Source organism: Tardiphaga sp. (assembly GCF_025356345.1).
GTDB lineage: Bacteria > Pseudomonadota > Alphaproteobacteria > Rhizobiales > Xanthobacteraceae > Tardiphaga.
Window position 1 is genome coordinate 1 of the sequence record NZ_JANXTC010000374.1, and the last position, 14,428, is coordinate 14,428.

At 62.7% G+C, this 14,428-nt stretch carries 15 protein-coding genes and 1 tRNA gene; 11 read left to right on the forward strand and 5 right to left on the reverse strand.

Features of this window, described 5'->3' with window-relative positions; all coding sequences use genetic code 11:
* The 6 genes from Q0S16_RS22690 to Q0S16_RS22715 form a co-directional block, all read left to right on the forward strand.
* Positions 1–266 (forward strand): PaaI family thioesterase (locus Q0S16_RS22690; protein ID WP_295853465.1); only part of this gene is annotated, 266 nt, incomplete at its 5' end.
* A 163-nt stretch (positions 267–429) separates the two neighbouring features.
* Positions 430–894: a 50S ribosomal protein L13 gene (gene rplM, locus Q0S16_RS22695; RefSeq protein WP_295853469.1), complete on the forward strand. Its 465-nt coding sequence runs from the start codon at positions 430–432 to the stop codon at positions 892–894.
* Positions 894–1,370, forward strand: a complete 477-nt coding sequence (gene rpsI, locus Q0S16_RS22700; RefSeq protein ID WP_295853472.1) for a 30S ribosomal protein S9 — start codon at positions 894–896, stop codon at positions 1,368–1,370. Before rplM ends, rpsI begins: the two co-directional genes overlap by 1 nt.
* A 240-nt stretch (positions 1,371–1,610) precedes the next feature.
* The gene (locus Q0S16_RS22705; RefSeq protein ID WP_295853475.1) at positions 1,611–2,855 is read left to right on the forward strand and encodes a GGDEF domain-containing protein; all 1,245 of its coding nucleotides are present in this window, start codon (positions 1,611–1,613) and stop codon (positions 2,853–2,855) included.
* 51 nt (positions 2,856–2,906) lie between these two features.
* Positions 2,907–3,143 (forward strand): hypothetical protein, encoded by a 237-nt coding sequence (locus Q0S16_RS22710; protein WP_295853480.1) that lies wholly within the window; start codon positions 2,907–2,909, stop codon positions 3,141–3,143.
* Positions 3,144–3,211: 68 nt separating this feature from the next.
* Positions 3,212–3,514, forward strand: coding sequence for an antibiotic biosynthesis monooxygenase family protein (locus Q0S16_RS22715; RefSeq protein ID WP_295853482.1), 303 nt, complete (start codon positions 3,212–3,214; stop codon positions 3,512–3,514).
* A gap of 61 nt (positions 3,515–3,575) precedes the next feature.
* Here the strand turns inward: Q0S16_RS22715 and Q0S16_RS22720 are convergent, their stop codons facing one another.
* The 4 genes from Q0S16_RS22720 to Q0S16_RS22735 form a co-directional block, all read right to left on the reverse strand.
* Positions 3,576–3,986, reverse strand: a complete 411-nt coding sequence (locus Q0S16_RS22720) for a flagellar basal body rod C-terminal domain-containing protein (RefSeq protein WP_295853484.1) — start codon at positions 3,984–3,986, stop codon at positions 3,576–3,578.
* Positions 3,987–4,139: 153 nt separating this feature from the next.
* Complete coding sequence (locus Q0S16_RS22725; protein ID WP_295853488.1) at positions 4,140–5,300, reverse strand: AI-2E family transporter; 1,161 nt, start codon at positions 5,298–5,300, stop codon at positions 4,140–4,142.
* 268 nt (positions 5,301–5,568) lie between these two features.
* Positions 5,569–6,978 (reverse strand): type I glutamate--ammonia ligase, encoded by a 1,410-nt coding sequence (gene glnA / locus Q0S16_RS22730; RefSeq protein ID WP_295853491.1) that lies wholly within the window; start codon positions 6,976–6,978, stop codon positions 5,569–5,571.
* A gap of 147 nt (positions 6,979–7,125) precedes the next feature.
* Entirely contained in the window at positions 7,126–7,464 is a 339-nt protein-coding gene (locus Q0S16_RS22735; protein WP_143573288.1) for a P-II family nitrogen regulator, read from the reverse strand.
* 416 nt (positions 7,465–7,880) lie between these two features.
* Here Q0S16_RS22735 and Q0S16_RS22740 point away from each other — a divergent pair, with 416 nt between their 5' ends.
* Positions 7,881–9,374 carry an NAD(P)H-hydrate dehydratase gene (locus Q0S16_RS22740; protein ID WP_295853498.1) on the forward strand — a complete coding sequence of 498 codons (1,494 nt, stop codon included), beginning with the start codon at positions 7,881–7,883 and terminating at the stop codon, positions 9,372–9,374.
* A gap of 3 nt (positions 9,375–9,377) precedes the next feature.
* On the opposite strand, the gene Q0S16_RS22745 is transcribed toward Q0S16_RS22740, so the two are convergent.
* The gene (locus Q0S16_RS22745) at positions 9,378–10,691 is read right to left on the reverse strand and encodes a multicopper oxidase domain-containing protein (RefSeq protein WP_295853499.1); all 1,314 of its coding nucleotides are present in this window, start codon (positions 10,689–10,691) and stop codon (positions 9,378–9,380) included.
* Positions 10,692–10,836: 145 nt separating this feature from the next.
* Here Q0S16_RS22745 and Q0S16_RS22750 point away from each other — a divergent pair.
* The 4 genes from Q0S16_RS22750 to Q0S16_RS22765 form a co-directional block, all read left to right on the forward strand.
* A tRNA-Leu gene (locus Q0S16_RS22750) sits at positions 10,837–10,921 on the forward strand.
* A 168-nt stretch (positions 10,922–11,089) separates the two neighbouring features.
* Entirely contained in the window at positions 11,090–12,451 is a 1,362-nt protein-coding gene (gene tig / locus Q0S16_RS22755; RefSeq protein WP_295853502.1) for a trigger factor, read from the forward strand.
* Positions 12,452–12,750: 299 nt separating this feature from the next.
* A complete protein-coding gene (locus tag Q0S16_RS22760; RefSeq protein ID WP_295853507.1) occupies positions 12,751–13,383 on the forward strand; it encodes an ATP-dependent Clp protease proteolytic subunit in 633 nt (210 codons plus the stop codon).
* Positions 13,384–13,821: 438 nt separating this feature from the next.
* Positions 13,822–14,428: ClpX C4-type zinc finger protein (locus Q0S16_RS22765; RefSeq protein ID WP_295853509.1), on the forward strand; the 607-nt coding region annotated here is incomplete at its 3' end.

Genomic DNA, 14,428 nt, shown 5'->3' on the forward strand with positions numbered 1-14,428 from the left:
CGGGGCCGACGCTGATGGCGATGGCCGATTTTGCGATGTACGTGGTGCTGCTTTCGGCGATCGGCCCGGTCGGCCTCGCGGTGACGACCAATCTCAACATCAATTTCCTGCGCAAGGGCCAGCCCGGCCAGGATGTGCTGGCCGCTGCCAAGCTGTTGAAGCTCGGCAAGCGCCTCGCGGTCGGCGAAGTGACCCTGTTATCAGGCACTTCGCCGGATCCGATCGCCCACGTCACCTCCACCTATTCCATTCCGAACATTGGCTGAATTGGAAGGTATTATAGAACCATATTTATAACGCGATGATTTTGCTGCATAATTTTGCATATTTTCGCTCGTTTGGGCATTGACGGAATCCGATACCCTCACTAGAAACGCACCCAGTTCGGCGGGTTTGCGCCGATGTCTCCCTTTCACACGGATTTCTCACATGAAGACGTTTTCGGCAAAGCCAGCCGAGATCACGAAGAAGTGGATCGTCATTGACGCCACGGGTCTCGTGGTTGGCCGTCTCGCCACGCTGGTCGCCATGCGACTGCGCGGCAAGCATCTCCCGATCTACACGCCCCACGTTGATTGCGGTGACCATGTCATCATCATCAATGCCGCCAAGGTGGTGTTCACTGGCCGCAAGCGCGACCAGAAGATCTATTACCACCACACCGGTTTCATCGGCGGCATCAAGGAACGCAGCGCCAAGTCGATCCTCGAGGGTCGCTTCCCGGAGCGCGTGATGGAAAAAGCCATTGAGCGCATGATTCCGCGCGGCCCGCTCGGTCGCGTGCAGATGAGCAATCTGCGCGTCTACCCGGGTGCCGAGCATCCGCACGAAGCCCAGCAGCCCGAGCCGTTTGACGTTGGCGTGCTGAACCGCAAGAACATGAGGGCCGCATAATGTCGGATACCATGCAGTCTCTCGACCAGCTTTCCGCGCTCAAGGTGTCCGCGCCGGACGCGCCGAAATACGTCAAGAAGATCGACAAATACGGCCGTGCCTATGCGACCGGCAAGCGCAAGGACGCGGTTGCCCGTGTCTGGATCAAGCCGGGCGCCGGCAAGATCGTCGTCAACACCCGTGAAGTCGAAGTGTACTTCGCGCGTCCCGTGCTGCGCATGTTGATCCAGCAGCCGCTGGTCGCCGCGGCCCGTGCCGGTCAGTACGACGTGATCTGCACCGTCGCCGGTGGCGGTCTTTCGGGCCAGGCTGGTGCCGTGCGTCACGGTATCTCCAAGGCGCTGACCTGCTTCGAGCCGGATCTGCGCGGCGTCCTCAAGAAGGGCGGCTTCCTGACCCGCGACTCGCGCGTCGTCGAGCGCAAGAAGTACGGCAAGGCGAAAGCCCGCAAGTCGTTCCAGTTCTCGAAGCGCTAAGCGTTTCGTCAACCGGTCGCGCAAGCGAACCATCACTATCAAAAGGGCGCCTTCGGGCGCCCTTTTTGTATTGGGCGACGCGTGTTCCCGATGCGGATGAATTGATCGATTATTTTCGTGAAAATTGTTGCTCGCGTGCAAACGAATTTCAAATCTGCCCATCATAGCGTCAGATTCGGCGTGAATGCCGTCCGGTCGCTTAACGACCGGAAATCCTGCAACAAATGCCGGTAGCTTCCGATGTCGCTCGATACGTCCACGCTCTATCTGGTCGCAACCATGGTTGCTGCCTTGCTGGGGGTCATGTTGCTGTTTGTCGGACGACAGCAGAAAATTCCGGCGCTGTACTGGTGGGGTTTTGCCTATCTGCTCGGCGCCATCTCGGTGGCGTTCTGGACGCTGGCCAGCGCCATGATCGGCGAGGCGCTGTCTCTGGCCGTCAACTCGCTTGGTCTGGTCGCCTGCGCGATGGTCTGGAACGCGGCGCGGGTGTTCCATGGCCGGGCGCCGAGCTGGGGTGGCTTGTTTCTCGGCGCGCTGGCGTGGATCGCCGCCATCATGACGCTGCCTCCGGAATCCGAGGTGCTGCGCCTGACCATCGGCGCCGCGATTGTTGCCGCCTACGCCATGCTGACCGCCCATGAACTCGGGCTGGAGCGTCGCACGTCGGTGCAGCGCAACTGGCCGGCCATGCTGGTCCCGTTGCTGCACGGCTTCGTCCTGATGCTGCCGATCGTGCTCGGTGATCTGCTGCATGGCGACACTGGCGGTTTCGGCACCAGCATCTGGGCGACTTTGTTCGCGATCGAACTGGTTCTCTACGCGGTCGGCACCGTGTTTGTGATCTTCATGCTGGTTTCGGAGCGTGCGGTAACCGTGCACAAGGTGGCGGCGTCCTGCGACCCGCTGACCGGCCTGTTCAACCGACGCGGATTTTCCGAGGCGACTTCGCGGATGATCGAGCGCGAGGCCAAGGCGGGACGCCCGATCACCGTGATGATCTTCGACATTGACCATTTCAAGTCGATCAATGATCGCTTCGGCCATCCGGCCGGCGACGAGGTCCTCAAACTGTTCGCCTCGGTGATCCTGCAGTCGCTGCGGATCAGCGATCTGTCCGGCCGGATCGGCGGCGAGGAATTCGCGGCGATGCTGCCTTGCAATCTGGACGAGGCGCTGCTGGCCGCCGAGCGCGTCCGCGAGACCTTTGCCACTTGCGGCATTGCTATCAACGAGGCGCCGGTGGTCACCACCGTGAGCATCGGCGTCGCCGGCGGGCCGACTGGCACCGAACTCGAGGTGCTGTTGGCCGCGGCCGATACCGCGCTGTACCAGGCCAAGCGCGGCGGCCGCAACCGGGTTCAGGCCGCCGAGGAGACGCCGCTGTCACTGGAGCGGGGACGGCGCAACGTCGCCGGCCAGAGCGCGCCGGGCATGACCGTCCCCGGGGTGCGCGGCGTCAGCATCGGTGCCAGCACAGGGTGATTGCGGCGCTGACTAAGGATCTATTTACCATTCGGTCCCTATGATCGTTGTATGATCACACCGCGCGATACCACCTCGACTATGGCCCTGATGTCGCTTGAAGCGGCTGCGGCCTCCGCCCGCTCGGGCTTTGGCTGCATGTTTTCCACCTCGGATGAATACGAAACCGCGCTGATCAGCGAGCGCCGAGCCCAGGGCCGCTACGACGCCCGCCGCCGTCGCTGGCCGGTAGTCGCCTTCATCGGCTGCGCGTTGATGGTGGCTGGCGTCGCGCTGCTGTTCGCCTGACCGGCCATCAGCTTCACGGTGACACCGGTTTGCGGTAGACACGGCGACCGCAACGAAGGGTCGCATGCATGATTACCGAAATCGCTCTGATCGACGTCAAGCCGGGCTCCGAGAAAGACTTCGAAGCCGCCGTCGGCAAGGCCGTGCCGCTGTTCCTGCGCGCCAAGGGCGGCAAGGGCATCGAACTCCACAAATCCGTCGAGAAACCGTCGCGCTATCGGCTGCTGGCGAAATGGGAGACGCTGGAAAACCACACGGTGGATTTTCGCGGATCGGCCGATTTCAACGAGTGGCGCGCGCTGGTCGGCCCGTACTTTGCCGCGGCACCCGATGTCGAGCATACCGAGACCGTGCTGACGTCGGCGGAGTAGGCGGGCGCCAAAGCGATCAGAGGCGATCGCTCGAACGGGTCGGCCCGGCTTCGGCCGGGCGCTACGCCGTGATATCGAGCAGCGACTTGGCCATGCGGTCATCCGCCTTCATCAGCGTCGCATTGGCGGAAAAACTGTAGCTCGCGATCATCTGGCCCAGCATTTCCTGCGATAGGTCGACATTGGGCGCGGCGACCAGGCCGCTCTGATTGGCGAACGGCGCCTGCGGATCGGAGATCGCAATGGTGGACGGCTTCGCGGCGGCCACGCTGGTGGCGGTGCCGCCGCCGGCGCTCGCGGTCTGTACCAGTACCAGCGGGACGAAAGCCCGTGGTGCCCCGGCCGGTACGGCGCCGCTGGCATCGGGCAGGGCGCCGGTGCTGGAACTATTGGCGACGTTCGAGGCGGAGACCTCAAGCCGGCGGGTCGCCGCATTCATGCCGGACAGGGCGGTGGTGGAGATGCTGCTCATCAGGGGCTCGTCCTACGGGTCATTCGGCGAACACCTAGCGCTCGCGGCCGGTAAGCAAGCCTGAAAGTCAGCGGCGGAATTCCGACGTCGCGGATAATGATCCGTTTACCATGCGGCGGCGCGACCCTGCCGCGGCAGGCCACGCCGTTCGGCTCAGGCCGCTTTCGCCACCGTCGACGCGTCTTCCGCCTCATCTTCGTCGCCGCGTAAGAAGTCGATCACCACCTTGACGATCGCCAGCACCGGCAGTGCCAGCGCCAGGCCCCAGACGCCGAACACCACGCCGAGCATGATCTGAAACGCGAACAGAGTGGCGGCGGGGATGTCGAGCGCCTGGCGCTGCAGCACCGGGGTCAGCACGTAGCTTTCCATCGCGTGGACGCCGAGGAACAGTACGAAGGCGCTGGCCGCCGCGACCCAGCCGGAGGCAAGGCTGGCGAGTACCACGATCAGCCCGGCGAGCAGCGCGCCGACGGTCGGGATGAAAGCCAGCAAGCCGGCCTGTACGCCGAGGATGAAGGCGCTGGGCACGCCGATCAGCATCAGGCCGATCCAGGTGACGGAGCCCACAGCGACCATGGTGATCATCTGCGCGATCAGCCACCGCTCCAGCGTATCGCTGATGCGATCGACGATCTCGGTCATGTCCGCGCGATATTTTTTCGGCGTCAGGTGCAGCACGCCCTTGCGGTAGACGCTGGGCTGGGCGGCGAAGGTGAGGCCGAGAAACAGTACGATGAAGAAATTGCCCAGCGCGCCGACCGCGCCGAGGATGATCTTCAGCGTCTGGCTGACAATGGCGCCGCCGCTCGAGGCGAAGGCGCTGGCGCTGGGCAGGTTGTTGGTCTTGGCCAGCGAGTCCGTGGTAGGTGCTGGCGCCGCCGGCTTGGTCGGGGCATCGGTCTCGGCATCGAGCGTGGCGGTGCCGAAATCGAGGTAGCTGGTATCGACGCCATGCCGCTCCAGAAAGGATTTGACGTTGCCGACCTGCGACTTCAGCGTGGTGCTGAGCACCTTGGTCTGTTCTGCGATGGTGGCGCCGCCGAGAAACACAACGCCGCTGAGCAGGGTGGCCAGCAGCAGGCAGACGGCGACCAGGCGTAGTGCGTGTGGACCGCCAACGAGGCGGCCGAACAATTCGGTCAGCGCATTGAGGCCGACCCCCAGCAGCACGCCGGCGAAGATCAGGAACAGGGTCGCGGAAAAATACCATGCGAACAGCACGAAGATCGCAAAGGCGACGGTGCTGATACCGCCGACGGCGATCGACCACGCCAGATCGCCACGATTTTCCACCTTGTTTTCTGGAGCCACGTGAACATCCTTCTTGGCCAATGGCGGCCCAGTGTTTCGTCAAATCCGCGCGGGATCAAGCCGGGACGACTTTTGCACCAGGCGTTGGTTCCCTTCGCACAAAAACGGCCCGCATGTCCTGGGCGCCTTCAGCCGGGGGTGGCGTGGCTGGCTATAAGCCGCGGAGCTCCCGTTTGTCGGCCATCGGGACCCTTTGCGGGCAATGGTCGCCCACGAAAAAGGGCGCCCCGTTGCCGGAACGCCCTCATCGATGGTTTTCGCCGCTGGACTACAGCGAGTAGTACATGTCGAATTCGACCGGATGCGGGGTCATTTCGTAACGCATCACTTCGGTCATCTTCAGTTCGATATAGGCGTCGATGAAGTCGTCATCGAACACGCCGCCAGCTTTCAGGAAGCCGCGGTCCTTGTCGAGATTCTCGAGCGCCTCGCGGAGCGAACCGCAGACCGTCGGAATCGACTTCAGCTCTTCCTTCGGCAGGTCGTAGAGGTCCTTGTCCATCGCCGGACCCGGATCGATCTTGTTCTTGATGCCGTCGAGGCCGGCCATCAGCATCGAGGCGAAGGCCAGATAGGGATTGGCCATCGGGTCGGGGAAGCGGACCTCGACGCGCTTGGCCTTCGGCGACGTGGTGTAGGGGATGCGGCACGACGCCGAGCGGTTGCGCGCGGAATAGGCGAGCAGCACCGGGGCTTCATAGCCGGGGACCAGACGCTTGTAGGAGTTGGTGGTCGGGTTGGTGAAGGCGTTGATGGCCTTGGCGTGCTTGATGATGCCGCCGATGTAGAACAGGCAGGTTTCCGAGAGGTCGGCATATTTGTTGCCGGCGAACACCGGCTTGCCGTCCTTCCAGATCGACTGGTGCACATGCATGCCCGAGCCGTTGTCGCCATAGACCGGCTTCGGCATGAAGGTGGCGGTCTTGCCATAGATGTGCGCGACTTGGTGGATGCAATATTTGTAGATCTGCATCTGGTCGGCCATGTGGGTCAGCGTGTCGAACTTCATGCCGAGTTCGTGCTGCGCGGAGGCCACTTCATGGTGGTGCTTCTCGACCTTGACGCCCATCCGGGCCATCGCGCCGAGCATTTCCGAGCGCATGTCCTGCACGGAATCCTGCGGCGGCACCGGGAAGTAGCCGCCCTTGGTGCGGATGCGGTGGCCAAGATTGCCGCCATCATATTCGGTGTCGGAATTGCTCGGCAGTTCCGAGGAGTCCAGCTTGAAACCGGTGTTGTACGGGCTCGACGAGAAGCGCACGTCGTCGAACACGAAGAACTCGGCCTCCGGGCCGACCATCACGGTGTCGCCGATGCCCATCGATTTGACCATGGCTTCGGCCTTGCGGGCGATGCCGCGCGGGTCGCGGTTGTAGGGCTCGCCGGTGGAGGGCTCGAGAATGTCGCAGGTGATGACCATGGTGGTCTCGGCGAAGAACGGGTCGATCACGGCGGTGGCCGGATCGAGCATCAGCATCATGTCGGATTCATTGATCGCCTTCCAACCGGCGATCGAGGAACCGTCGAACATCGTGCCCTCGGCGAAGATCTCTTCGTCGATCATCGAGATGTCGAAGGTGACGTGCTGCCATTTGCCACGCGGATCGGTGAAACGCAGGTCGACGTATTTGACGTCATTGTCCTTGATGGACTGCAGGACTTCTTTGGCGGTCGTCATGTGCTCCCCTTATGTTTTGGGCCGATATTCCCGGATCTACGACAGGTCGTGACAACATGGTCATGGCGAGGTGTCGTCAACAAGACGAGGCCGCCGAAGCGGCCTCTCAGAGCGTCTTGCACCGTGGAACGTCGGATAGCACCCGGCTCAGATAGCGTCCAGCCCGGATTCTCCGGTCCGGATTCGGACCGCTTCCTCGATGTTGGACACGAAAATCTTGCCGTCGCCGATGCGCCCGGTCTGGGCGGCGCGGCGGATCGCGTCGATCGCTTTCTCGACCAGATCGTCGGAGATCACGATCTCGATCTTCACCTTGGGCAGGAAGTCGACGATGTATTCCGCGCCTCGGTATAATTCAGCATGGCCCTTCTGGCGGCCAAAACCCTTGGCTTCGGTGACGGTAATGCCCTGCAGCCCGACCTCCTGAAGCGCTTCCTTGACCTCGTCGAGCTTGAACGGCTTAATGATGGCTTCGATCTTTTTCACTGAGCGTCTCCCCGGCACTTCAAAACTTCAGGCCGCACGTTGTTTTACCATTGCGCGGTTTGCGCAGATTGTTCGATATCCTGTTTCGGGCGCCGATGCGCTGCTGTCGCGCCGGGCCGTCGATTTCTCGGCGGTGACGGAACGACGATCGGCTACCTGCAAAAGGATTGGCCGGGTGAGCGCGACGGATCCGAAGCTGACACCACAAAAGCAGGGTCCATGCCAGTTTGCCGATGCGGCTAGATTTAGAGCATTATCAGCCTATTGCATCCTGTTTGTCGGGAATGTGGCGAAGCAACGCAGGCGGCGCCTGCCTAGTAATTACTCTATACGATTAAACAGCGCGCAAATTCACGAATTGTGCCGGGCTTTTACAGCGAAGAACTGCCTCAAAATGAGGCGCAACAGGATTGATCATGGAAGTTCTCACCACCGCGGACATGGCTCTTGCCGATCAGCTGACGATGGCCGGGGGCGTCCCGGGCTTCACGCTGATGGGCAATGCAGGCCGCGCGGTCGCCGACGCCGCCGTCGAACTCGCCGAGGAGGGAGCGATCCTGGTCATCGCCGGGCGCGGCAACAATGGCGGTGACGGTTTTGTCGCGGCGGCCGAACTTGCCGCGCGCGGCCGTGACGTCTCAGTGATGTTGTTATGTGACCGGGCCAGCTTGAAGGGTGACGCGGCTCTGGCGGCGAAATCATGGCGCGGCGAGGTGCTGCCCTGCGACCCCTCTTTGATCGGGACGCCGGCGCTGATCATCGACGCCTTGTTTGGCGCCGGTCTCGATCGTCCGATCAAGGGCGACCCGCTGGCGCTGATCGAAGCGATCAATGCGTCGGGCGTGCCGGTACTGGCGGTCGATCTGCCGAGCGGCATCAATGGCGATACCGGCGCCGTCATGGGCGTCGCGGTGCGGGCGATGGAGACCGTGACCTTCTTCCGGCCGAAGCCCGGTCATATGCTGGTGCCGGGCCGCGTGCATGCCGGTCAGTTACGGGTGGTCGATATCGGCATCGACCCTGAGGTGCTGGGCGCGATCCGGCCGCAGACTTCGGAGAACAATCCCGATGTGTGGGCGGCGTCATTTCCGATGCCACGGATCGACAGCCATAAATTTTCCCATGGCCATGTCGTGGTGCTGTCGGGCGGCATCGCCTCGACCGGGGCGGCGCGGCTGTCGGCCCGCGGCGCGCTGCGCGGTGGCGCCGGCGTCGTCACCGTAGCCTCGCCGCGCGAGGCGCTGGCGGTCAATGCCGGCGCCCTGACCGCGATCATGGTGCGGCCGATTGATACCGTGGCCGAGTTTGCCGACTTGATCGGCGACAAGGTGGATGCCTGTGTGATCGGTCCCGGTGCCGGGATCGGCGAACGGACCCGCGATCTTGTGCTGGCCCTGCTGGCGGCCGGCCGCCACGCCGTGCTGGATGCCGACGCGCTGACCAGCTTCGCCGAGGCGCCGGACACACTGTTCGCGGCGATCAAGCTGGCGGGAGCGGAGCTTGTACTGACCCCGCACCAGGGAGAATTCTCACGTATTTTCAACGATCTGGACAGTGAAGCCACGACTCACTCAAAACTTGCGCGAGTTCGCGCGGCGGCACAACGCGCCGGTACGGTGGTGTTGCTGAAGGGGCCGGACACGGTGGTGGCCTCGCCCGATGGCCGTGCCGCCATTACCGCCAATGCGCCGCCCTGGCTGGCCACCGCCGGCTCCGGCGACGTGTTGGCGGGGATCATTGGCGGCTTTCTGGCGCAGGGCGTGCCGGCCTTCGAAGCGGCCTGCATCGGGGTCTGGATGCATGGCGAGGCTGGCAGCGAGGCCGGGCCAGGGCTGATTGCCGAGGATTTGCCGGAAACGCTGCCGGCGGTGTTCCGGCGGCTCTACGACCGCTTCGAGTTCAGCTATTGAAGGTCAGCCGACCTCGTACCAGCGCAGCAGGCGGGGCGCGGCCCAGTCGGCGGCCATGACCTGCATCAGCCAGCGGCCGGTATTCTCCGCCATCAAGGCAATACGCTGGGTCTGGCTGGCCTCGATCAGCAGCGTGTCCAGCCAATACGGCTTCCAGCCATCATCGAGCCGGTCGAGCAGCCGGAAATGGTGGCCGTTCAGATGGAACACCGCCGGGGATGTCCCACGATTGCCCAGCGCCAGCACGATTGTGCGGCCCGCTTTGGCGCGAAAGGCTGGCTGTGGTCTTGTGGCGAAGTCGACCGGCCTGATCCAGTCGGGACCCTGGAGCGGGAGATCCACCCGCAGCGCATTCTTCAGATCCAACCGGGCGGGCAGGCCATTCGACGGCAAGGGCGCGGCCGGTGGCAAGGGCTGGGGCCGGATCGGGGCCTCGCCGGACACGATCAGGCTGGCGATCGGGCGCGGCTCCCGGCCATCATGCAGCAGGATGGTGGTAGCCGAACCGCCCGGTCGCAGCACATCGACGAAGGCATCGATCCGGGTGCCCGGCGCCAGTACCAGCTGGCTGTTGCGCGCCAGAAACGGCTCGGCGGGCTGCCCGTCAATGGCCATTACCCGAACCTCGTAACCCTCGATTCGTATCGCGATCACATTGCGTTGACAGCCATTGATGATGCGAAGCCTGAGCCTTTCATGAGGTCTTGCGGTGAGTTCGAGGCTGGCTTTGCCGTTGATGGTGAACAGCGCCGTGGTGTCTTTCGGATCTGTTCCGGGGGCGATCGCGCTATTGTCGTCGCGCAGTCGGACATCCTCGATCAGCCAGAGCACATCGCGATCGACCGCGACCGGCTCGTTCTCCTCGACCACCAGCGCGCAAGCCGGCGAGGGGTGCGACTGGCCGTCACCGAGCAGCCTTGTGTCGACGAGGCAGGTCCCGGCGTGCCGCGGCCGCAACCGAAAGGCGTCGGTGCCGCCTGCCGCCACGGGGAGGCGGCCGAGCAGCGCCTCCGCTTCGAACGTCCCGGTGATCCCGGTCCAGTTCAGGGCCAGCGCAATCGGGAGCCGGTTCTGGAAGCTGACATCGATCTCGTCGCCGCGCCGGAAGCGGGGTGGCCCGTCCGCCGGCGCGGGCCCCAATTGCCAGGTCGCGGTGGCGGCGCCCGGCCGCGGCACGGTGGAACCGGGCCCAGCCTGCAGCGCGAGGCGGCGGCGGGTCTGCGCGAGCGCCGAAGCCGGCAGCCATGGCGAGAGAATCGTCCCGCTGATCGCTGCGATCAGGGTGCGGCGAGTGAGGGCAGTGACGGGCTGTGTCATCGCCAATCCCGATCATTTTCCGCCGGATATGTCCAGCAAACGCCGGAAACGGGCGTCGGGCTTGCCAAAGCCATTTTTTTGATGCGAACAACCAACGTCATGTTATAAGCCCGCCGCTCGCGGCATCGCGACCGACGGTGCTTTTGCGGGCGTGGCGGAATTGGTAGACGCAGCGGCTTTAGGTGCCGCCGACGCAAGTTGTGGGGGTTCGAGTCCCTCCGCCCGCACCAGGCGCCGATCGCGCGTGAGCACGACGATTTCCGGACACGTTTCCCAAGGGCCTTTCCTTGATGAGATGACGTCCAATGAACCACCGATGCGGGCTTTCGGGCCTGATGTCGCCGAGATTTACAATGTCGGGCCACCGAGCCGGACCAAGCGGGAAGAAGATTGACGCCATGCAGGTGAATGAAACCGTCTCCGACGGACTGAAGCGCGAATTCCAGGTCAACGTCCCGGCCGCCGACATCGAAGCCAAGGTCGATGCGCGACTCGACGACATGAAGGGCAAGGTCAAGCTCAACGGTTTCCGCCCCGGCAAGGTCCCGATGGGCCATCTGAAGCGCCTGTACGGCCGCTCGGTTGCCGCCGAGACGGTCGAGGAATTGATCCGCGACACCAATTCGCAGATCTTTACCGAGCGCGGTTTCCGTCTCGCCACCGAGCCGAAGGTGACGATGCCGACCGAGCAGAAGGAAGTCGAAGACATCCTGACCGGCAAGTCCGACCTCAATTACACCGTTGCGATCGAAGTCGTGCCGGCGATCGAGCTGGCCGACTTCAAGAGCTTTGCCGTCGAGAAGCCGGTTGCCGATGTGTCGGAATCGGATGTCGATGAAGCCATCAAGCGCGTCGCCGACCAGAACCGCACCTTCATTGCAAAGGCCGAGGGCGCCAAGGCCGAATCCGGCGACCGCGTCACCGTCAGCTTCACCGGCACCATCGAAGGCGTGCCGTTCGACGGTGGCACGGGCGAAGGCATCCAGGTCCTGATCGGGTCCAACACCTTCATTCCGGGCTTTGAAGAGCAGCTGATCGGGATCGCCGCCGGCGAGACCCGTACCCTCAAGGTGTCGTTCCCGACCAACTATGCCAGCGAGACCCTGGCCGGCAAGCCAGCCGAATTCGCGACCACCGCCACCGCGGTCGAATCGCCGGTCGACACCGTGATCGATGACGAATTCGCCAAGACGCTCGGTCTGGAATCGCTCGACAAGCTCAAGGAAGCCGCCCAGGAGCGGCTGACCCAGGAATACGCCGGCGCGACCCGCCAGCGCGTCAAGCGCCTGTTGCTCGACCGTCTCGACGAGACCCACCAGTTCGGCGCGCCGCCGTCGCTGATCGAGGAAGAGTTCAAGCTGATGTGGAATTCCATCAAGTCCGAGATGGAATCGACCGGCAAATCCTTCGCCGATGAGAGCACCACCGAAGAAGCGGCGATGGAAGAATATCGCAAGATAGCCGACCGTCGCGTGCGCCTCGGCCTGGTGCTGTCGGAGATCGGCGAGAAGAACAAGATCACCGTCACGGACGATGAAGTCAGCCGCGCGGTGGTCGAGCGGGCCCGTTCGATGCCCGGTCGCGAGAAGGAAGTCTGGGACTATTACCGCAACAATGCCAACGCATTGGCGCAGCTTCGTGCACCGATCTACGAGGACAAGGTGGTCGATTTCATTCTCGAACTCGCCACCGTGACCGAGAAGAAGGTCAGCCGCGAGGAGCTCTACAAGGACGAGGACGCCGAGAAGAACGCGGCCTGATCTGATCTCTCCTGACGCCGGCCGGATTTTCGGCCGGCGTTAATAATATCCGGCAATACCACCGTGCCGACGGCTGGATCGCTTTGCCGTGGCCGTCCGAATCGGCTTGAACTGGCGTTTGAGAGCTTCAACGGCCGCTGGCCTTGTCGCCGGTCGATTGGTCCATATCTGTGGACTCTGTTTGTTACTCCTGCACTACGGGACGTTGGTCCCCATCCGGCAAACCGTAACCGGTTCAAGCCTGGCCGATGGGCTCGCGTCTCCTCCAACCCACGTCTCTTCAACCTTTTGGGTGATCAATGCGCGACCCGGTGGAAACCTACATGAACCTCGTCCCGATGGTGGTCGAACAGACCAACCGCGGAGAACGGGCCTACGACATTTTCTCGCGTCTCCTGAAAGAGCGCATCATCTTCGTGACCGGTCCTGTCGAGGACGGCATGTCGACGCTGACCGTCGCCCAGCTGCTGTTCCTTGAAGCCGAGAATCCGAAGAAGGAAATCTCGATGTATATCAACTCGCCGGGCGGCGTGGTGACGTCGGGTCTGGCGATTTACGACACGATGCAGTTCATCCGTCCGCCGGTGTCGACGCTGTGCATCGGTCAGGCGGCCTCGATGGGTTCGCTGCTGCTCTGCGCTGGCCACAAGGACATGCGCTTCTCGTTGCCGAATTCGCGTATCATGGTGCACCAGCCCTCCGGCGGTTTCCAGGGCCAGGCCACCGACATCATGCTGCACGCCCAGGAAATCCTGAACCTGAAGAAGCGGCTGAACGAGATCTACGTCACCCACACCGGCCAGACTTATCAGGCGATCGAGGACGCGCTGGAGCGCGACAAATTCCTCACCGCCGATATGGCGCGTGATTTCGGCATTATCGACAAGGTGATCGACAAGCGCGCCGAGGAATCGACGCCGAAGGCGCCGTAACAAGGCGCAGTCAGAATTGCTTTACACGCACCGAGACAGTCGGCGCCCGCGCGCCGACTGTCCCATTCGCAGACGACGATTGTTCCTAATTGGTATTCAGTGCCGAATTTGTCGGGACGCAGGTTCCTCTTTCGTACTTGTGGAACGTGGCATTCGCGCAACGCTGGGCCGATTTCGTCGCTTTGTTCGCTGAACGGCCGCAAATCACGCTATTGTCACGGCGCCAGGTGCCGCGTCGATTAGCGAATTCTTGATCAACGGCTGTCAGCATGGTTCGCTCAGGCGGATCGGTTAGTATCGCGGGAGATTCGAGTAAGCCGTGATTCGTACGGCATTCTGGAACGGGGTCTTTTTTGGTACGGATTTTGCTCTATCTACGGATGGGTTCCGTAATGGGGCGACCGAGCGGACAAGATCGAACGGCGGACGGAGAATAGAATGAGTAAGGTCGGGACCAGCGACTCCAAGAACACGCTGTATTGTTCGTTCTGCGGCAAGAGCCAGCACGAAGTTCGCAAATTGATCGCGGGTCCCACCGTCTTCATCTGCGACGAGTGCGTCGAGCTCTGCATGGATATCATTCGCGAGGAAAACAAATCCTCGCTGGTGAAGTCGCGCGACGGAATTCCGACGCCGAAGGAAATCTGCAAGGTTCTCGATGATTACGTCATCGGCCAGAACCATGCCAAGAAGGTCCTCTCGGTCGCGGTGCACAATCACTATAAGCGCCTCAACCACCAGACCAAGCACAACGACGTCGAACTCGCGAAGTCGAACATTCTGCTGATCGGACCGACTGGTTCGGGCAAGACTCTGCTCGCGCAGACGCTCGCCCGCATTCTCGATGTGCCGTTCACGATGGCCGATTCGACGACGCTGACCGAGGCCGGCTATGTCGGTGAGGACGTCGAGAACATCATCCTGAAGCTGCTGCAGGCGGCCGACTACAATGTCGAACGCGCCCAGCGCGGCATCGTCTACATCGACGAAGTCGACAAGATCAGCCGCAAGTCGGACAACCCCTCGATCACCCGCGACGTGTCGG